The organism is Streptomyces malaysiensis subsp. samsunensis (assembly GCF_024519315.1).
In the GTDB taxonomy this organism is placed as follows: domain Bacteria; phylum Actinomycetota; class Actinomycetes; order Streptomycetales; family Streptomycetaceae; genus Streptomyces; species Streptomyces malaysiensis.
Genome location: NZ_JANIIC010000006.1, coordinates 13,749 through 32,253, shown reverse-complemented (window position 1 = coordinate 32,253; position 18,505 = coordinate 13,749). Strand labels below are relative to the sequence as shown.

Sequence of the window (18,505 nt, the reverse complement as noted above, 5' to 3'; positions counted from 1 at the left end):
TGGGGTCCGCCGAAGGTTCGGTCCGAACCCCACCGCTTCGGTGGGCCGGTACGGTGGGTTCACGAATCCTCGTCAAACACCGACCAATTATCGCCGTTAACTCTCCGTTCACGAATCCATGCGGGGCAGCAGCTCGATGAGCTCGCGCCGGCCCGAGACGCCCAGCTTGCGATAGGAACTGGTCAAGTGCTTCTCGATGGCGCGGGAGCTCACCCCCAGCTCAGCGGCGACCTCCTGGTTGGTGAGGCCGCGTCCGACGAGGGAGGCCACGGTGCGTTCGGTACGGGTGAGGGCCGCCTCGGGCGCGGCCGCGGACGCACCGCTGCCGTCCGCGGCGCGAATCCGCTCGACCAGCCGTGGCGCTCCGCACGCCGAGGCCAGGGCCGCGGCCTCCCGCAGGACCGACGCCGCCTCGCCGCCCGGTCTCAGCCGCTGGCCCAGCTGCACCAGGGCTCGGGCGAGTTCCAGTTCATTGGCCGAGGCCCGCAGCACATCGACCGATTCGCGCAGCAGCCGTACCGCCGGGTCGCCCTCCATCAGCCGGGCCTTCACCCGCAGCGCGCGGCCGAGCGCCACGGGGGCGCCCCACTCCTTCGCCCGCAGCAGCTCCTCCTCGGCCAGCGCCGCCGCCGCGCAGGGGTCGCCGACCCGCCGGTGGAGGTCGGTCGCCCAGGGCCGCCAGGAGAAGAGCACGGGGTTGCGCCAACCCGTCGCCTCCAGCTGCCGGCCGCAGGCCAGAAGGGTTTCCAGGGCGCTGGTCCAGCGGCCGTTCTCGGCGTCCTGCGCCGCCTTGACGAACTGGAGCGCCGAGGTCATGGCCAGGCTTGAGCTACGGCGTCGCCCGGGGCCGTCCAGAATCCGCTCGATCAGCACCGAGTCCTGAAGGTCGAGGGCGACGCGGGTGAGGGCGACGGTGGAGACGACCCCGGCCTCCTGCCAGTGCACCTCGGCCAGCCGCACGGCGCGCTCGGCGTACTCACGTGCCTGGGCGACGCGTCCGCGGGCGCTGAGCACCATCGCCTGCTGAACGTTGACGAGCGCGTCGACGGCCGTACCGCCCTGCCGCCGGGTCTGCTGCTCCATCGCCAGCCAGGAGCTGATCCCCCGTACCGAATCGGCGGCGACCAGCCCGATCACCACCAGCGGCAGCGGGGTGTGGACCTGTCCGGAGGTGGCCGGTTCACGCTCCAGGATGCGGTTGGCCAGCCGGGAGACGCCGTCCGCGGGCCAACGGGCGGTCAGCACCGCCGCGTTGAGCAGCACCGAGGTCAGCTCACGCTCGGCGGAGGTGATCAGCGCGGGCTCCTCCCCCAGCGCGGACAGCCGCTCCACCGCGGCGGCCAGCTCCGCCGGATCCTCATGTCCGGCGTGCCGCAGCCGCGCCTCGAGCCGCAGCGCCACATCGCGCGCCGCGCCCTCCAGCGAGTCCGCGGGCCCCAGGTCCTCGGCGACCTGGTGCAGCAGATCGCCGACGGACGGGGGCCCCAGGCCCACGATGGTCGGTGAGATCCGCAGGGCCGCGGCGGCCCGGAGCCTGGCCGTGGTCAGCAGGGGTATCGCCTGTGAGATATGGCGTTCGCAGGCGGCCGGGTCGAAGCCGCGCTCCGCGGTGGCCAGATCGATCAGCAGCCGGGCCCGGCCCTCCCCGCTCAGCGAGCCGTCCAGCAGTGCGCGGCGCAGATAGCGGGCGGCGGTACGCGGCGCTCCGCGGCGCAGCGCGGTGTCCGCCGCGGCCCGCAGCACCTCCACCGCCCAGGGGTGGTCCGAGCCGGTGACGGCCAGGAGCTGGGCGGCGACCAGTTCGGCGGGGCGTCCGATGTGGTACAGCAGGCCCGCCGCGGCGTCGTGCAGCCGCTCCCGCTCGGCCACGGTCATCGAGGACTCGATCGCGTCCTGCACCGCCCGGTGGAGGAAACGCAGCTCCTGCTCGGAGGCGAGCAGTCCCAACTGGTGGAGGTGGCGCAGCGCGGCCTGGAAACCGATCGGGTCCAGCCCGGCCAGCCGGCCCAGGAGGTCCGGTTCCGCCTGGTCGCCGAGGACCGCGATGGCCGCGGCCAGGTCCCGCACCGGCCGCGGCTGGGCGCGCAGGGAGCTGGCCAGCCGCTCGCGCAGCTGGGCGGGGCGCAGGGAGCGGGCCGCCTCGGCATGTTCGGCGATGGGGCGGTGGCCGCTCATGGCCAGGCCCGCCAGCACCGACTTCAGGAACAGCGGATTGCCCACCGAGGTCTCGTGGCAGGCGCGGGCGAACTCCTCGTCCCCCGGCACGCCGAACTGCTCGTGGATCACTTCCTTGGTGGCGCCCAGCGACAGCGGCGCGGGGCGCAGCTCCCGCCGTGCCGCGTCGACCATCTCGCGGAGCAGCGGGTCCCCGGGGCGCCGGTAGCCGTCCCGCAGGGTACAGACGACCACGGCGCGCAGCCCGTGCAGCCGCTTGACGAGGAAGGCGAGCCAGCGCAACGACGGGGTGTCGACCCACTGGAGATCGTCCACGAGGATGAGCAACGGGCTCTCGGCGCTGACGGGGGCCAGCATCGAGCGCAGGCCGTACAGCGCCTGCTCGGGGATCGTGGGGGTCCCGCTCTCGTCCAGAAGCGGGGCGTCGTCGCAGAAGACCGCCCGGCAGACGTCGTCGTCCGCCTCCAGCCGGCGTCCGCGGGCCTCTTCGGGGGCACCGGTCAGCAGGCTGTCGAAGAGCTGGCGGACCACGCCGAAGGCGAAGTCCTGCTCCATCGGCGCGGCGTTGGCGCGCAGGACGCGGATCTTCTCGCTCTCGGCGAGTGTCGGCAGCTGGTGCAGCAGCGCGGTCCGGCCGACGCCCAGGGGGCCGGTGAGCAACAGCACTGATGAGCTGCCCTCCGCCGCGGCCCGCAGGGCCTCCGCGACCTGCGCCAGCTCGGTCTCCCGTTCAAGCAGCACCCGTGCCGCCTCCCTTCGTCGCCCGCAGCAACCCGATCAGCTCCGCGCGACCGCTGATCCCCAGCTTCCGGTACGCGCCACTGAGCCGTAGCTCCACGGTCCGTCTGGTAACAGAGAGGGTCTCGGCTATCTCCCGGTTGCCATGGCCGAGTCCGACGAGGACGGCGGTGCGCTGCTCGGGTTCGGTCAGGGTCTCCCACTCCGGGTGCGGGACGCGTCCGCCGGCGGTGGACGGCCCCGTCCGCTCGGACAGCTCGCGCACCCGTGCCACCAGCTTGCTGGAGGACCGGTTGGCGATGACGAAGGAGAACAACTCGGCCACCAGGGGGTCCGCGGACCGCGGGTTCCCCGCGTCGAACTCGGCCGTGGCCAGCTCCATCAGCGCCCCCGCGTAAGCGAGCCGGGCCGGGGTGCCGCGCAGGGTGGCCACCGCCTCGCGGAGACGGTCGACCCGTCCCTCGCGAACCACCCGTCCGACCCCCAGCTGAGCCCAGCCGATCGTGTTGGGGGCGCCCCATGAACGGGCCAGCGCGAGTTCCTCCTCGGTGAGCCGCCGTGCCTCCCCGTGGTCGCCGAGGGTGTCGTGGACCCGGGCGGCCATCGAACGCCATGGCATCAGGGCGGGGTTGATCCGGCCACGGCCCAACTGCCATCTGCCGGTGGCCCGGAACAGCTCCAGCGCCTCGGGCATCCGGTCCTGTTTGAGGGCCACCAGCGCCCTGGCGAAGAGCAGATAGCCCCAGGAGGCGCCCTCCCGCGACTCGGCGGGGGCGGACACGGCCGCGAGCACACCGGCCTGGCCGAGATCACCGTTCTCCAGCGCGATGAGGATCCGGGCGGCCATCAGATACGGGACGGTGTAGCGGTGCCAGAGGGAGCGGGGCAGCGACCGCTCCGCGGCGGCCACGTCCCGTTCGGCCATGTCGAGCCGGCCGCGCCGCAGGTTCAGCTCGCTGCGGACGGCCAGGACCTGGGCGGCGGCCGCACGGGCGTGCCGCCTGCGCAGATCGGTGTGGAGCACGTCAAGCCGGACCTCGGCCTCGTCCAGGTCGTCGGTCAGCAGCAGGGTCCGGGCGGCGGTGAGCCGGGGCAGGATCAGGGCCCCCGCACTGCCGTCCACCGTGAAGACGCGCTGGGCCAGCGCACGGGCGGTGGGCAGGTCGTCGCCGCGCAGGGCCAGCCGCCAGGCGCGCGCCGCGGCCTGCGCCGGGCAGATGGGATCGTCGGGCAGCGGCGGGATCCCGTCCGGGATCAGATCGGTGTCGTCCTGCCCGTCGGACTCGGTGAGCCAGAACAGCCCGGCCAGGGCGACCCGTTCCTCCCCGTCGGTCGAGGGCAGCACATCGGCGATCGCGCGGCGCAGGGCCTTGTCGTCGCCGCGGGAGAGCCCCAGGTCGGCGGCGCGCGCCCGGATCCGGCCGGGGCCGCCGTCGCCGGTACGGATGATCTCCGCCAGCCGGCGGCCCGCGGCCTCGGGGGCGGCCAGCACTTCGATGGCGGCGAGTTCGAGGCCCAGCTGGGCGCGCGGCGCCGGGTCCAGCGGCTCCTCCAACGCCCGCGACAGACAGGCGATCGCCTGGGCCGTCCGGCCCGCGCGCAGCGCGGCGGCGCAGGCGCGGCGCAGCACGGGGATCACCCACGGCTCGTCGACCGGGCCGGCGGCGAGCAGCAGCCGGGCGATGTCCTCATCGGGTACGGCCGCGCGGTAGGCGAACTCGGCCGCGCGGGCGTGCAGTTCGGCCCGCTCCTCGCCGGGCATCTCGGCGAGGATCCAGCTGCGCGCCTCGGGCCGGCTCAGCCGGAGTCCGGTTCCGGAGGCGGTAGCGAGTCCGCTTTCCTGGAGCGTCTCGGGCAGTCCGGACTCGCTCGCGGCGCGGGGGCCGGCGAGCGCGTACAGCAGGGCAAGGTCCAGCAGATCGCCGCAGACGGCGAGGGCGCGGACGACGGCGACGGCCGTATCGGACAGACCTCCGAGCACCCGGAGGAGGTGTTCACCGCCCACGGCATCGGTGATCGTGCACAGTTCCGGCACCCGCCCGGCCACCGGTGCGTATCCGCGTTGGGTGAAGCGGCGCAGGGCCTCGGAGAGCACCTGCGGGTTGCCCGCGCTCGCCTCCAGGGCGGCCGAGGTGAAGGCGTTGTCGGCGGGGCGGCCGCAGATCAGGGCCACCGTGGCGGCCACATCGCGTATGGCGAGCGGGGCCAGTTCGAGTTCGAGGGTGATCACCTGCTGCGGTGCGGTGGAGAGGGGGCACGCGCCGGGGCGGAGCCGACCGGTGCCGCTCGCCAGCAGGACCATCCGAGCGTCGGGCAGCCGTCGTACCAGCGCCCCGAACCAGCGGTGCGAGGCCGGATCCAGCCATTCCACATCGTCGACGACCAGCAGGGTGGGGCGGTCACGGCCGGTCCGCAGCAACTCGGTCAGGCCCGGCAAGCGGCTCTCGGGCCCGTGTCCGGTCAGGGCCTTCAGCGAGCCTTCGGTGAGTCCTTCCATCGGGGCCAGCAACTGGCCCACCACGCCGTAGCGCACATCGCGCTCGCCCGGGGTCGCCTTGGCGCGCAGCACCCGGAAGCCCTGGTCCTCGGCCAGCCGGGCGGCGCGGTTCAGCAGACGGCTCTGCCCGTAACCGGGCCTGCCGATCAGCGTCACCACAGAGGAACGGCCCCGGCCGAGATCGGCGACGGTCTGGGCGAGCATGGCCTGCTCTCGTTCACGGCCGGGGAACGGGAGCCCGTGGAGCTGCATGGTGTGACTATATGCCTGGGGCGGGACACAAGCGCGTCACCAAGCCTCCCGCGTGCGCGTCAGCGTCGGCCGCGCGAGGCGGAGACCCACGCCGGGGCCTGGGGGTCGGGAAGGCGCGGGGTGCTGAGCACCGAGGCCAGCTCACCGCGCTGACCGACGCTCAGCTTGCGGTAGACGCTGGTGAGATGGGTCTCGACGGTGCGTACGGTGACGAACAGCGACTCGGCGATCTCGCGGTTTCCCGCTCCGCGCGAGGCCATTTGGGCCACCTTGCGCTCGGTGCCGGTGAGCAGGTCGACCGGTGAGGCGGTGATCTCACGCATCCGGCCGCCCGCGGCGACCAGCCGGTTGCGGGCGTCCTTGGCGAGGGCGAGCGCGCCGCAGCCCTGGGCGAGGTCCACGGCCGAGCGCAGCCGCTCCCGGGCGTCGCGCGGCCGTCCGATGTCCAGCAGCGCCCCGCCGAGCAGGAACTCGGCCCGCGCGTGCTCGGCGCGGGCGGGCGAACCGGAGAAGTGCTCGACCGCCTCGGTGAGTTGGGCGATGCCCGCCTCGCCGGGGGTGGTCACGCCGCGGGCGAGGGCGGCGAGCCCGAAGGCGCGCGGGGTGCTCCAGCGGCGGGCCAGCTCGGCGCCGTGCGCCACCAGGTCCCCCGCCTCGTCCGCCCGCTTCTCCGCCGCGAGCACACAGGCCGCCTCGGCCCACCAGGGCAGGAACGCCGGGTTGGCGAACCCGGACTCCTCCAGGGAGGCGCCGCAGTCGAACAGCAGCCGCAGCGCACCGGAGCTGTCGCCGAGCGCCCAGCGGGCCCGGGCGCGGGCCATGAGGTACCAGTGGTACTCCATGACGAACCTTTCCAGGTTCGGCCGGGTGACGGTGGCCAGCAGCTCCTCGGCCCGCCCCGGTTCGCCCCGGTCGATCAGGATCGTCGCCAGCGCCGTCTGGGGCATGGTCACATTGCCGCTCCAGCGCTCGTCGGCGATGATCTCGACGGCGGTCTGGGCGTCGGCGAGCGCGTCGGGGATCGCGCCGAAACCGTGCATCAGCAGGGCGCGGTAGGACAGGGTGATCACATACGACCACACCGCGGCGTTGTCCTGTCCCTGGCGCAGCGCGTGGTCCAGCGCGCCCATTGCCCCCTCGACCTCGTCGGCCAGACCCAGGGTGAACGCGGAGAAGAGCAGCGACCAGTTGTCGAGCCGGTCCGAGGAGCTCAGCGCGCGGCGGGCCTGCCCCACCGCCCGCCGCACCGAGCGGCCCTCCATCGCGGACAGGACCGTCATCATGGCCAGCATCTGCCGCTGGGCGGGGGTGTCCCCGGCGGGTTCGGAAATCCGCGCGAAGCGCTCCCGGACCGTGTGGATCGTGGCCTTCTCATCGGATCCGCTGATCAGCAGCGTCGACTGGACCAGGGTGCGCAGCTCGCGGTCGCGTGGATCGGGTTCCGGCCCCAGCGCGGCCTCGAGCTCGTCGAGCACCTCGCCGAGCACCCGTACGGCGGCCGGCGACTGCTGGACGGTGAGGCAGGTGAGGCCGAACTGCACGGCGATGGGCGCCTTGGTGCGGATGTCGGTGGCCAGGCTGAGCGCGCGCCTGAGCAGCCGGATGGCCTCGGCGGGATTGATCTCCGCGAGCGCCTTGGCGAGCGGGACATGGGCCGACAGGCTGTCCGGCTCCGCCTCCAGAACCCGGTAGAGATAGCGGGCGGCGGCCTCCGGGGCGCCGCGGTGCTCGGCCTGGGCGGCGGCCTCCCGCAGCACCCAGCCCATCCACGGCTGGGGGGTGCCGGGCACCAGCAGCACCTGGTTGGCAACCTCCTCGGCGGGCCGTCCGGCGTCGCTCAGCAGCAGGGCGGCCCTGGCGCGCAGCTCGGCCAGCGGCTCCTCCCCGGTGGCATCGAGCACCGCGGAGCGCACCACGTCATGGGCCAGGTCCGCCCGGTCCGGCGCCATCACCTCGGCCCCGCGCAGCAGGTCCACGGCCTCCGCGACGCGGGCGGCGGGCACCCCGGCCAGCGCGCCGATGTGCTCCGGGTCCTCCTCGCCGAGCAGCGCGATGGCGGTGGCCACGTCCCGGACCCAGCCGGGCCGGGCGTCGAAGAGGGCGCGCACGGACATGGCGACCACGTACTGCCCGACCTCGGCGATCTCGCGGATGCCGCTCTCGTCGGGCGATACGCCCTTGGCCCGCAGCTCGCGCAGCAACCGGGTGACGGTCAGCGGGTTGCCGCGGCAGACGGCGGCGGCGCGTTCGGCGAAGGAGAGCGCGACGGGGGCCGCGAAGACCCGGCGGGCCATCTCGGCCACTTCGGTGCGGGTCAGCGGGTCGAGGCGGATCGCCGAGGAGCGCGGCTGGGCGAGGATGTCCGCCAGGGCCGCGGGGGCGACCGGTTCGGCCTCGGTGCGCTGGGCGAGCACCACCAGCAGCGGCAGCTGGTCGGCCCGGCGCAGCAGGAAGTCGATCCAGCGCAGGGACCGCTCGTCGCACCAGTGGACATCGTCCAGGACGAGTACGAGCGGGCCCTGGGCCATCAGATTGGCCGCGAGCCAGTACAGGCCGTGCAGCACCGGGTAGACGGCGGTGGACGGCCCCTCCTCGCCCGGGTGGGGGCTCAGGGCGGGCAGCGCACGGCGGGCGCTGCCGCGCAGCAGCGGGGAGTCCTGGGCGTCCTCGGCGGAGAGGCCGAGTCCCCCGAAGAGGGCGCGCACCCCGCCGTATCCGGCGCCGGCCACTACCTCACCGCAGACACCGTGCAGAACGGTCATCTTCCGGCAGGCGTCACCGTCGAGAAAGGCGCGCAACAGGCTGGTCTTGCCGATTCCGGCTGGACCGGAGAGGACCACCACCCCGGATCGTCCGCGCTGGGCGGCCTCCGCGTGGGCGGTCAGTGCCTCGAGTTCGGCTACGCGCCCGACCAGCGCGCCGGGTAAACCGGAATCGGTTTTCCGGTCCACCACGCAGCCTCCTCAGAGCCACAAAATGCGAAAAATTTCGGAAAAGTGTGCTGCTGCTGCGATCATAAGGCTACACGACCGCGATGACGACGATCAATCTTCACAGTGAAGCCCGGAGACGGAAGGCGTGGTGAGGGCCTTCACCATTCCGTCCCCGGGCCGATCGGTATCACTGTGTGGGTACGAGGCGTGAAGTCGTCTATGGCGTCTCCCTTCGTCGGCTCACGATCACGGGGTCATTCGCGCTCCGTCCAGGGCGGCTTCCAGGGCGACGGCAGGCGGGTGGAGCTCGAACCAGACAACCTTGCCCGCCGCCGTACAGGTGGATCCCCAGCAGCGGGAGAGCATGTCCAGCAGATGGAGCCCGCGCCCGCCTTCGTCCTCGTCGCACGGCCGGCACACCCGGGGCTGCCCCGGGTCCTCGTCCGCCACCTCGCACCGGAAGGCGCGGTCGACGGAGCACCGGGAGAGCGTCAGACGGATCGGCCCGCCCGCGTGCCGCAGGGCATTGGTCACCAGCTCGCTGACGAGCAGTTCGGCGTCGTCGGCGAACTCGTGCAGCGTCCACGCCGTCACCTGGGCGAGCGTCAGCCGCCGGGCCCGGGGCACCGAGGAGGGCTCGGAGGGCAGCAGCCATGACGTCCCGCCGGTGGTGGCGGGAGGCCCGGCCGCGGCGGGCCGGCGCTCGGTGCTCACCGGAGAGGTGTGCGAGTGGGTGAGGATGGTGGCGTTCATGCTGACTGGTCGGGACTGGTCCGGGGGGCGGGGATGGCACGCCCGTCGGGAAGGATTTCGCCCGCGTCCGCGAAGATCACCACGCCATTGCAGAGCAGGCTCCATCCCTGCTCGGGGTGGGTGGCCACCAGGCGCGCCGAATCATGGTCCGATGCGTCGGCCGGCGGACATGGGGGTTGGTGGAGGCACATGGTCCGAACCTTCGATCTTCCGCAATAGGGCGGCGGAACTCGTCACCGAGGTCACCATCCTGGGTCGGCGCGGCGGTGCGCGGCGAGGGGAGATATCCCCGCATGGGTACCTGAACCCACCCCCGCCGCCACCGGGAGGTGGCGGCCGCTCACTCTCGGTGAATCCCCACCCCGGCGGGTCGGGCCGCCCGCCCGGCGTGTGTGCGGTGGTTCCCGGCCCGGGCATAGCCTGGAAACAGGGCTTCGGGTCCGCGCGGGCAACGGCCCGGTCCACCCGAGGCCGGTGCGAGGCATCAATGGGTGTGGTGGCGACAGGCACCCCGACCGGGCGGCAGACAGTGCGGCTGCCCGCCGAGGTGACCAGTTTCGTGGGACGTCGGCATGAGGCGGCCGAGGTCAAGCGGATGCTGTCCGCGTCCCGCCTGGTCACCCTCACCGGCGCCGGTGGGGTCGGCAAGACCCGGCTGGCGCTGCGGGTCGCGGACGAGGCGCGCCGGGCCTTCCCGGACGGCGTCTGGCTGGCCGAACTCGCCGAGCTGGACAACCCCTCGCTGCTCGCCCAGGGCGTCACCGAGGCGCTGGAGATACGGGATCACTCCTCCCGCCCGGCGATGGACGTCCTCGTCGACCATCTGCGGGACCGGCAGGCCCTGATCGTCCTCGACAACTGCGAACACCTCCTGGCGGAGTGCGCCCGGCTCGCCGACCGGCTGCTGCGCGCGGCCCCCCGGCTGCGGCTGTTGACCACCAGCCGTCAGGCGCTGGGCACCGCCGGTGAGCAGAGCCTGGCCGTCCCCACCCTGGGGCTGCCGGACCTCCGGGGGGCACGGCCCTCCCTCGCGACGCTCGCGCGGTACGACGCGATACGGCTGTTCGTCGAGCGGGCCGCGGCCATCGTGCCCGGATTCGAGCTCGACGAGGACAACCGGGACGCGGTCGAGCTGATCTGCCGCCGGCTGGACGGCATCCCGCTGGGCATCGAGCTCGCGGCCGTACGGCTGCGCGCCCTGTCCGTACAGCAGCTGCTGGAGCGGCTGGACGACCGGTTCCGGCTGCTCACCACCGGCTCCCGGACGGTCCTCCCCCGCCATCGGACGCTGCGGGCGCTGATCGACTGGAGCTATGAGCTGTGCACCGAGCGGGAGCGGCTGCTGTGGGCCCGGGTCTCGGTGTTCGCCGGAAGCCTGGACCTGGAGGCGGCCGAGGCGGTCTGTTCGGGCGAGGGCATCGAGCGCGAGGAGATCCTGGACCTGGTGGCCGAGCTGGTGGACAAGTCGGTGCTGCTCAGGGAGGAGCACCGGACGTCGGTGCGCTACCGGATGCTGGACACGCTGCGCGCGTACGGCCGTGAGCGGCTGGCCGCCTCCGAGGAGGAAGCCGTGCGGCTGCGGCGCCATCGCGACTACTACCGCGGGCTCGCCGCGGACGCGCGGGCGGCGCTCTTCGGACCGGCCCAGGTGCAGTGGTTCACCCGGCTCCATCTGGAGCACGCCAATCTGCGCACCGCCCTGGAGGGCGCTCTGGCCGACCCCGGGCAGGCCGTCCGCGGTCTGGACATGGCCGCCGACCTGCTCTACCACTGGATCACCAGCTACTACCTCGGCGAGGGCCGCCGCTGGCTGGACCAGGCCCTGGCGGTGTGCGCCGAACCCACCGCGGCACGGGCGCGGGCCCTGTGGACCGACAGCTGGCTGGCCGTCATCCAGTCCGACACCGACGCCGCCGCGGCCATGCTTGAGGAGAGCCGGTCCATCGGGACCCGGCTCGGCCTGGACCCCGTGCTCGCCTACACCGCGCTCTACTCCGGCATGGTCGCCATGTACCGGGGCGAGACCCGGTCGGCGATCGCGCTCTACGAGGAGGCCGTCTCCCGCCATCGCGCGATCGGCGACCCGGTGGGGCTGGCCCTGGCGCTCATCCGGCTCTCGCTCGCGCACTCCTTCATCGGCGACTCACCGGGCGCGATCGCGCTGGGCGAGGAGTCGCTGGCGGTGTGCGACGCGTACGGGGAGGGCTGGCACCGTGCCTACACGATGATGGCGCTCGGCGTGGACGTATGGCGCCAGGGCGACACCGCCAGGGCGGCCGCCCTGGAGAAGGAGAGCCTGTCGTTCAACCGCTCGCTGGACGATCCGCTGGGCATCGGGGTCAATCTGGAGGTACTGGCCTGGATCGCGGCCACCGAGCGGGACTACACGCGGGCGGCCAGGCTGCTGGGCGCCCTGGGGATCATCTGGCACGCCATCGGCGCCCCGCTGTCCGGCTACGGGCATCTCGTCCATTACCACGAGGAGTGCGAGGCCGCGGCGCGGCGGGCGCTGGGCAAGCCGGCCTTCAACGCGGCGTCCAAACAGGGCGCCCGGCTGTCCTTCACCGAGGCGCTGGGGTACGCGCTCGAGGACGAACTGCCCAGCGAGGAGACGGCGGCGGGTGGGCGGCCGTCGCCGCTGACACCCCGGGAGTCCGAAATCGCGCAACTGGTCGCGCGGGGGCTCAGCAACAAGGAGATCGCCTCGTCGCTGGTGATCGCCCAGCGCACCGCCGAGGGCCATATCGAGCACATTTTGAGCAAGCTGGGTTTCAACTCGCGTGCGCAGGTGGCGGTCTGGGTAGCGGAACAGCACCGCACCGCCGATGCCGAAGGTGAACACCCGCCGGAGGACACGGTCTGAAGGGGCCCGCATTCTCAAGGGGCAAGAGGCGGAATTCTATTCGACATCGGCGCATGTGTCCCCGAAATTCTCACAAGCCCCACGAAAATCCTCGCCCGGCCCGGCTTCGGGAGATCATGCGTCAGGCTCGAGGGACGAGCCGCAACGGCCGTGTCAGTGCGTCGACGTGGCCCACGCGACCGAGGAGGTCCCGCCGTGACTGTTGCCGCAGTCGGCAATTCCGGTGATGCCATGGAACTTTTCCGTGGCACCGCGCACAGCCCGTCGTTCTTCGCGCTCAACCGCGCCGGGATCACGGGTGGCGGTCAGGAGCTCGTGGACTTCTGCATCCCCTGCAATCCGTACTTCCCCACTCCCGCGATGTTCGCCGTGATGGCGGTCAGGCTGCGGGACATCCTCACCTACTACCCGAGCCCCGCGGAGACCATCACCGCCGAACTGGCCGATGTGCTGGGGCTTCAGCCGCAGACCATGGCGATGGGCAACGGCTCGACCGAGCTCATCACCTGGATCGACCATCTGCTGGTGAAGGAAAGCCTGGCGGTGCCGATTCCCACCTTCGGCCGCTGGACCGACCAGCCGATGGAGACCGGCAAACGGGTCGACATGTTCCAGCTTCCGGAAATGAGCGGATTCGCTCTCGACCCGAACGCCTTCGTCAACTTCGTACGCTCCCGGGGCTCCCGGGTCGCCGTGATCTGCAACCCCAACAACCCCGACGGGGGTCTGCTGCCCCGCCAGGCCCTCATCGGCATCATGGACGCCCTGGCCGACCTCGACCTGATCGTAATCGACGAGTCGTTCCTGGAGTTCGCGGACGCCGAGGCGTATCCGAGCGTCGTCGACGAGGCCGTCCTGCGCCCGAACGTGATCGTGCTGCGCAGCCTCGGCAAGAACTTCGGGCTGCACGGTGTGCGCTTCGGCTATCTGGTGGCCAATCCCTCGCTCGCCGTGAAGATCCGCTCCCGGCTGCCGAAGTGGAACCTCAACTCCTTCGCCGAGGTCATCGTCTTCATGCTGAAGCGATACCGGCAGGAGTACGTGGAGAGCCTGCGCATGCTCAGCCGCGACCGGCAGCAGATGACCACCCAGCTGGCCGGGCTGCCCGGAATGACGGTCTACCCCTCCCAGGGCAACTTCGTCTTCGTCAAACTGCCGGCCGGAACGGACGGCGGCTGGGTCCGGGACCAGCTGCTGTCCCAGCACGGGGTGCTGGTGCGCGAATGCGGCAACAAGCTGGGCAGCAGCAGTCAGTTCATGCGGCTGGTGGTGCGTTCCCAGCCGGATGTGCAGCGGCTGCTGACCGGGCTGAGCACCGTGTTGTACGGGACGTCCTTCTATGCTCCCCAGGTCAGCTGGGAGCAGCAGCCGTCGGTGCCCTCGGGGTACGCGGAGTCCTCCGGCTACCCGGGGTTCGCCTCCTCACCGGCGCCGTCGCTGGACTACTCCTTCCAGCAGCCGCCCCAGCTGACCGCGGCGCCGGTGGCGCAGGAGCCCCAGCCGATGTACGCCGCGGCCGCCCTTCCGGCCCCGCAGGGCGTCTCCGGCGACCTGTACGGGCAGGCGTCCCTCGCGACCTTCGCGGGCGCGGGCGCCGCGGGCGTCTCAACGGGGTACGTCCAGCAACAGCCGCTCGCGGAGCTGTCACCCGCGTATGTCGCCACGCCCCCGGTTCAGCCGCCTCTGTACCAGGCTCCGGCCGCGCTGCCGCAGCCCCAGATGGTCCAGGTGGCCCAGCCGCAGATCCCGCAGCAGAAACCGGCGCAGCAGTTCCAGGCCGGGCAGTTGCAGCCGGCCCAGGCGCCGTTAATGCGGATGGCGCCCCAGCCGCAGAGCGCGCAGTACCAGGGCGCCCAGGCGCAGACCTCCCAGATCCCGATCGTCCAGGCCCAGGGCGCCCAGGGGCAGGGGACGGCGGCCGCGTACCTCCGGTCCCGGCCCGAGGAGACCACGGTCGACCAGATCCCGGTCTACGGCCGGCGGGAGGCCGGTGTGCCCGAGCCGTCGCCGATGGAACGGACCCAGGCCATGACCTACGACCCCGCCGAGCTGAAGGCCGCGGCCGCGGCACCGGTGGTGCCCCTCAGCGAGACGGACGACGATCCGACCGGGCAGACTCCGGCGCTCCAGCGCTATCCGCGCCCCGCGGCCTACCTCCAGGACGACTCGATGGCATGACCGGCCCGAGGTACCGATGGCGTGCCCGGCCGGGGTCATGAGCGCGGCAGCCGCTCGTCGCACGGCCAGGCCGGGGAGACCCCGGCCGCCGCGCAGACCGCGATATGCAGCAACAGGGGGTGGGTGTACGGCTCTTCGTCGCCCGGCCAGTGCACCACACCGGGCTCCTCCGCCCCCGCGGGTCCGGTCCGCCGCCCGGGCGGGCCGGTCACCATGGCGCCGACCGCGTAGACGGCCGGTGCGGGCCAGCTGACCCCGACGTCCGACTGGGGCGGCACGATCCACCACCAGTGCCCGGCCCCGGCGAGGACACATCCCGCCCGGGGCAGCAGCGCCATCACCCCGGGACCGTGCCGCTCGGCGATCCCCACCGCGTCGTAGGCCCGCTCCGTCCGCAGTGCCGGTGGCAGTTGAAGGCGGTGGCGGCCAGGCGCCGGGCGGAATCCATGCCGGCCGAACCGGCCGCGGACGAGGCCGGTCAGCGCACCGGCGAAGGCGTACGTCATCTAGGGGCACTTCACAAGAGTCGGGCCGCTTGCGCCTGCGGTCGCCGCGGCAGAACGCGGTAACGGGATCATGACGCAACTATGCGCACCGCCACGCACACTTGGCAAGGGGCACTCTGAAAAGTGCAGAGTTGTAAGTGCAATGTGTCCGTTCCGCACTGGCCATGGCACACTGCGCTCAGCAGCGTTGGGGAGGTCAGGGAGGGATTCAGGTGAGCGAACCGCGGTCGGCCCCGACCGTGGGTCAGGTCGTCCTCGGCAAGAGGCTCCAGGATCTGCGGGAGAAGGCGGGGTTCAAGCGGGACGAGGCGGCGAGAGTGTTGCGGGTGGCGCCCGCCACGGTCCGCCGCATGGAGACCGCCGAGGTCGCGCTGAAGGTTCCGTATGTCCAGATGCTGCTGGACGCCTATGGGATCACCGGTGAGGAGCTGGACTCATTCATCACCCTGACCGAGGAGGCCAACAAGCCGGGCTGGTGGCAGCGGTTCCACGACATACTCCCGGACTGGTTCAGCGTCCACGTCAGCCTGGAGGGCGCGGCCGAGATGATCCGGGCGTACGAGCCGCATTTCGTGCCCGGACTGCTCCAGACCGAGGACTACGCCCGCGCGGTCATGCAGACCGGTGCGGTCGGCCAGTCCGGCACCCGGCAGGCGGAGCGCCATGTGGCGCTGCGCATGGAGCGGCAGACACTGCTCACCCGGCGGGACCCGCCCCGTCTGTGGGTGGTGATGGACGAGACGGTGCTGCGCCGGCAGGTGGGCTCGGCGGCGGTGATGCGCCGCCAGATCGACCAGCTGCTGGAGTCGGTCGAGATGCCGCACATCACCCTTCAGATCTCGGAGTTCTCCACCGGACACCATCCGGGCACCTATGGGCCCTTCGTCCTCTTCCGTTTCGCTGTTCCCGAACTGCCGGACATGGTCTACGTCGAGTACCTGACCGGCGCCGTCTACCTGGATGAGCGCATCGAGGTGGCCTCCCATCTGGAGGCCATGGACCGCATGGCGGCCCAGGCGGCAACCGCACGACGCACGAAGGAAATCCTCCGGGATTTCCGCAAGGAGCTCTGATCGGAATGGATCGCATTCACAACGGCATGCGCGCGAGCGACCTCGGCAGCGAGGGCTGGCAGAAGCCGTGGAGCGGTGGCAACGGCGGCAATTGCGTCGAAGCCATGAAGCTGGACGACGGACGGGTCGCGATCCGTCAGTCGACCGATCCGGACGGTCCGGCGCTGATCTACACCCGCACCGAGATCATGGCGTTCATCCAGGGCGCCAAGGCGGGCGAGGCCGACTTCCTCGTCTGCTGAGATGTGCCCGTACGACGCCGACGGCCGGCCGGCCGTCGGCGTCCCTGCCGATACCGGATCCCCCGCTAGGAAGCGTCCGCAGCCAGCGCCCGCAGCAGACCGACGGCCAGCGCGGTGACGGTCAGCCGCACCCGCCGGTCGGAGGGGGCCAGGGCGTGCGGCGCGGCGTCGATCCGCTTCATCTCCTCCGGTTCGGCGATCCGGATGCCGATCCCGCAGCTCGCCCGTGCGGCGATCACATTGCGCCCCGTGCCGCCGCTGATCAGCCCCACGTTCACCGTGGTCCCGCGCTCCGGGGCGTTGAGCGCGGTGATCTGCGGAACGGCCTCGGCCAGCGCGTGGACGGCGCTCGCGCCCGCGAACGGGTCCAGCCGATTCCGGCGGAGCGCAGGCGGCCCCTGGGCCATCCAGGAAGTGGCCCCACGCGCGGCCCGGCGTCCCTCGGCGCGCCATGGCTCGATCGTGGCGGGCACCTCCTCGGTGATCCACCACGGGGTGTTCCGGGACGAGGACGGCCTGGCCGATCCGCTCACCCTCGATCTGGCGAAGCCGCCCGGCACCACCGCCCGCGATGTGTCGGTGGTCCTCGATATGCCGCGCCGGCACTGGATCGGCCGCGCGGACGGAAGTCTGCTGAGCGCGAACCGATGAGTTTCGCGCGGCGCGCCGGTCTGATGGGTGACAACGGGTGGCAACACCTTCCCGCGCAGCGAGGAGCCACCATGAGCACCACCGAGATCACCATCACCCGGGACCTGGACGCGCCGCGCGAGACGGTGTGGCGGGTGTGGACCGAACCGGAGTACTTCGCCCGCTGGTTCGGCGCCGCGCCCGAATCCGTCGCCCTCGACGTCCGGCCGGGTGGCGCCTGGAAGGCGACCGTCGCCACGCCCGGGGGCGAGATGCCGATGCGCGGCGTCTACCGCGAGGTGGTCGGCCAGGAGCGGCTGGTGTGGACCCTGGACCTGCCACAGGGGGCCATGGAGATGACGGCCACCCTCGCCGAGCTGGGCGACGGCCGGACCCGGGTGGTGCTCCGGCAGCCGGCCCCGCCGCGGGAGCAGTGCGCCCAGGCCGAGGAGGGCGCCAACCGGCTCCTGGACAGCTTCGCCAAGGTGCTGGCGTCGGTCTGAGCGCGGTCACTCCCCCGGCGGCGGCCCGTCCCACTCGATGACGGACACCTCATCGCCCACGGCGAGTTTTCCGGTGCGGGTCACGGAGAACTGGCAGCCGAACAGGGTGGCGCCGCCGGGGCCGCGCCGGTAGCCGGCCAGGGTGCGCAGGGGCTCCGGGCCCGTCTTCACACCCCTGCTCTGGTCGACCGTCGGCACGGCACATCGGGCGGTGTGTTTCGCGAAGCCCAGCTCGACACCGCCGATGGCGATCCTGCGGACCCGGTCCTCCCGATGGGGTTCATGCCATCCGCCGAGCACGATGCCGGGGCGGAAGCGGCTCATCGGCAGCGCCACGCCACCGGCCTCGGCGATCCGCTGGTTCAGCCCGTCCAGGCTGGCCCTGGAGACGAGGTGCACCGCGCCACTGTCGGCGTAGCCACAGGTGCCGGGGATCCATCCTTCGGTCACCCGGTGGTGTTCCGGCGGCACCCGTACCAGCCTGCTCGGCGCGCCCAGTGTCCGCGAAAGCCACCTCGCGACGTCCTCGCCCTGGTCGATGCCGAGGTAGGGGTTGTCGAACACCTTGACCTCGCGCCGGGCGGATGTGGTGTCGACGTCGATGGCCACTTCGCCCTCACCGGGGGCAGAGAGGGTGAGCCGTTCGCCGTCGGTGTCGATGGCGGGGCGGATGACCGCGAGCCGGGGATCCCGCCGCTGAGTCCGGCACGCCCCGTCCTCGCCGATGACCATGAAGCTGCGGTCGTGCCGCAGACCGGCCTCCGTGAGCAGCGTCTCGGACACGGGAACACCCGCGCATCCCTTGACGGGATAGGAAGTCAGCTCGACAACGGTCGCCACCCACGCACCTTATCCCAGGGAGGACGGCGGCCCTGATCGGCCGGTGTGGGGCGCTCCCGCGCCGCCGCCCGGTGCCCGACCGGCGGTTCTTGGCACGCACCGGCCCCGCCATGCGCCCCCGGCCCGGCGTCCAGCGGCAAGGCGTAGCGCGGAGTACGCCGAATGACCCACCGCGCATGGCCGGTGACCACCGGCACATGCCGTAGGCGCGCTGCGCCTTCCGCCGACCGGAACCCAAAACGGACCGTTTCCACGGAGCGGCGGACGAGGTCGCGGGAAAAACGCGGCCCCCGCGTCGCCAGAGGTCCCGGTCAGGCGGGGT

The 18,505-nt window shown here is 72.4% G+C and carries 14 protein-coding genes; 6 read left to right on the top strand and 8 right to left on the bottom strand.

Annotation, left to right across the window (positions count from 1 at the left end; genetic code table 11):
- Positions 1-108: 108 nt before the first annotated feature.
- From NQU54_RS07220 to NQU54_RS07200, 5 genes are all read right to left on the bottom strand, one after another.
- On the bottom strand, positions 109-2,916 hold the full coding sequence (locus NQU54_RS07220; protein ID WP_257630320.1) for an AAA family ATPase: 2,808 nt from the start codon (positions 2,914-2,916) through the stop codon (positions 109-111).
- Positions 2,906-5,662 (bottom strand): helix-turn-helix transcriptional regulator, encoded by a 2,757-nt coding sequence (locus tag NQU54_RS07215; RefSeq protein ID WP_257630319.1) that lies wholly within the window; start codon positions 5,660-5,662, stop codon positions 2,906-2,908. Before NQU54_RS07215 ends, NQU54_RS07220 begins: the two co-directional genes overlap by 11 nt.
- A gap of 59 nt (positions 5,663-5,721) precedes the next feature.
- Complete coding sequence (locus NQU54_RS07210; protein WP_257630318.1) at positions 5,722-8,616, bottom strand: helix-turn-helix transcriptional regulator; 2,895 nt, start codon at positions 8,614-8,616, stop codon at positions 5,722-5,724.
- Positions 8,617-8,841: 225 nt separating this feature from the next.
- Entirely contained in the window at positions 8,842-9,348 is a 507-nt protein-coding gene (locus NQU54_RS07205; RefSeq protein ID WP_257630317.1) for an ATP-binding protein, read from the bottom strand.
- Positions 9,345-9,539, bottom strand: a complete 195-nt coding sequence (locus tag NQU54_RS07200; RefSeq protein ID WP_167505479.1) for a DUF5999 family protein — start codon at positions 9,537-9,539, stop codon at positions 9,345-9,347. Before NQU54_RS07200 ends, NQU54_RS07205 begins: the two co-directional genes overlap by 4 nt.
- Positions 9,540-9,835: 296 nt before the next feature.
- On the opposite strand from NQU54_RS07200, the gene NQU54_RS07195 reads away from it, so the two are divergent.
- Positions 9,836-12,211: an ATP-binding protein gene (locus NQU54_RS07195; RefSeq protein WP_257630316.1), complete on the top strand. Its 2,376-nt coding sequence runs from the start codon at positions 9,836-9,838 to the stop codon at positions 12,209-12,211.
- Positions 12,212-12,442: 231 nt separating this feature from the next.
- Entirely contained in the window at positions 12,443-14,389 is a 1,947-nt protein-coding gene (locus NQU54_RS07190) for a pyridoxal phosphate-dependent aminotransferase (protein WP_257630477.1), read from the top strand.
- Positions 14,390-14,424: 35 nt separating this feature from the next.
- Here NQU54_RS07190 and NQU54_RS07185 read toward each other — a convergent pair whose 3' ends face one another.
- Complete coding sequence (locus NQU54_RS07185) at positions 14,425-14,895, bottom strand: hypothetical protein (protein WP_208974173.1); 471 nt, start codon at positions 14,893-14,895, stop codon at positions 14,425-14,427.
- Between the two features lie 212 nt (positions 14,896-15,107).
- On the opposite strand from NQU54_RS07185, the gene NQU54_RS07180 reads away from it, so the two are divergent.
- Both NQU54_RS07180 and NQU54_RS07175 read left to right on the top strand, forming a co-directional pair.
- The gene (locus NQU54_RS07180) at positions 15,108-15,968 is read left to right on the top strand and encodes a Sco1979 family transcriptional regulator (RefSeq protein ID WP_167505477.1); all 861 of its coding nucleotides are present in this window, start codon (positions 15,108-15,110) and stop codon (positions 15,966-15,968) included.
- Between the two features lie 5 nt (positions 15,969-15,973).
- Positions 15,974-16,210, top strand: a complete 237-nt coding sequence (locus NQU54_RS07175; RefSeq protein ID WP_069860645.1) for a DUF397 domain-containing protein — start codon at positions 15,974-15,976, stop codon at positions 16,208-16,210.
- A gap of 65 nt (positions 16,211-16,275) precedes the next feature.
- Here the strand turns inward: NQU54_RS07175 and NQU54_RS07170 are convergent, their stop codons facing one another.
- Complete coding sequence (locus NQU54_RS07170) at positions 16,276-16,617, bottom strand: peptidase dimerization domain-containing protein (protein WP_257630315.1); 342 nt, start codon at positions 16,615-16,617, stop codon at positions 16,276-16,278.
- Between the two features lie 7 nt (positions 16,618-16,624).
- Here NQU54_RS07170 and NQU54_RS07165 point away from each other — a divergent pair, with 7 nt between their 5' ends.
- Complete coding sequence (locus NQU54_RS07165) at positions 16,625-16,861, top strand: hypothetical protein (RefSeq protein ID WP_257630314.1); 237 nt, start codon at positions 16,625-16,627, stop codon at positions 16,859-16,861.
- Positions 16,862-16,932: 71 nt separating this feature from the next.
- Positions 16,933-17,343, top strand: a complete 411-nt coding sequence (locus tag NQU54_RS07160; protein ID WP_167505475.1) for an SRPBCC family protein — start codon at positions 16,933-16,935, stop codon at positions 17,341-17,343.
- A 6-nt stretch (positions 17,344-17,349) separates the two neighbouring features.
- Here NQU54_RS07160 and NQU54_RS07155 read toward each other — a convergent pair whose 3' ends face one another.
- On the bottom strand, positions 17,350-18,183 hold the full coding sequence (locus NQU54_RS07155; RefSeq protein WP_257630313.1) for an MOSC domain-containing protein: 834 nt from the start codon (positions 18,181-18,183) through the stop codon (positions 17,350-17,352).
- Between the last annotated feature and the right edge of the window lie 322 nt (positions 18,184-18,505).

Coding starts and splice junctions, on each gene's coding strand:
- NQU54_RS07185 (WP_208974173.1), bottom strand. CDS start 14,895: ATGACGTACGCCTTCGCCGGTGCGCTGACCGGCCTCGTCCGCGGCCGG.
- NQU54_RS07200 (WP_167505479.1), bottom strand. CDS start 9,539: ATGTGCCTCCACCAACCCCCATGTCCGCCGGCCGACGCATCGGACCAT.
- NQU54_RS07215 (WP_257630319.1), bottom strand. CDS start 5,662: ATGCAGCTCCACGGGCTCCCGTTCCCCGGCCGTGAACGAGAGCAGGCC.
- NQU54_RS07170 (WP_257630315.1), bottom strand. CDS start 16,617: ATGGCCCAGGGGCCGCCTGCGCTCCGCCGGAATCGGCTGGACCCGTTC.
- NQU54_RS07175 (WP_069860645.1), top strand. CDS start 15,974: ATGGATCGCATTCACAACGGCATGCGCGCGAGCGACCTCGGCAGCGAG.
- NQU54_RS07190 (WP_257630477.1), top strand. CDS start 12,443: ATGGAACTTTTCCGTGGCACCGCGCACAGCCCGTCGTTCTTCGCGCTC.
- NQU54_RS07195 (WP_257630316.1), top strand. CDS start 9,836: ATGGGTGTGGTGGCGACAGGCACCCCGACCGGGCGGCAGACAGTGCGG.
- NQU54_RS07205 (WP_257630317.1), bottom strand. CDS start 9,348: ATGAACGCCACCATCCTCACCCACTCGCACACCTCTCCGGTGAGCACC.
- NQU54_RS07160 (WP_167505475.1), top strand. CDS start 16,933: ATGAGCACCACCGAGATCACCATCACCCGGGACCTGGACGCGCCGCGC.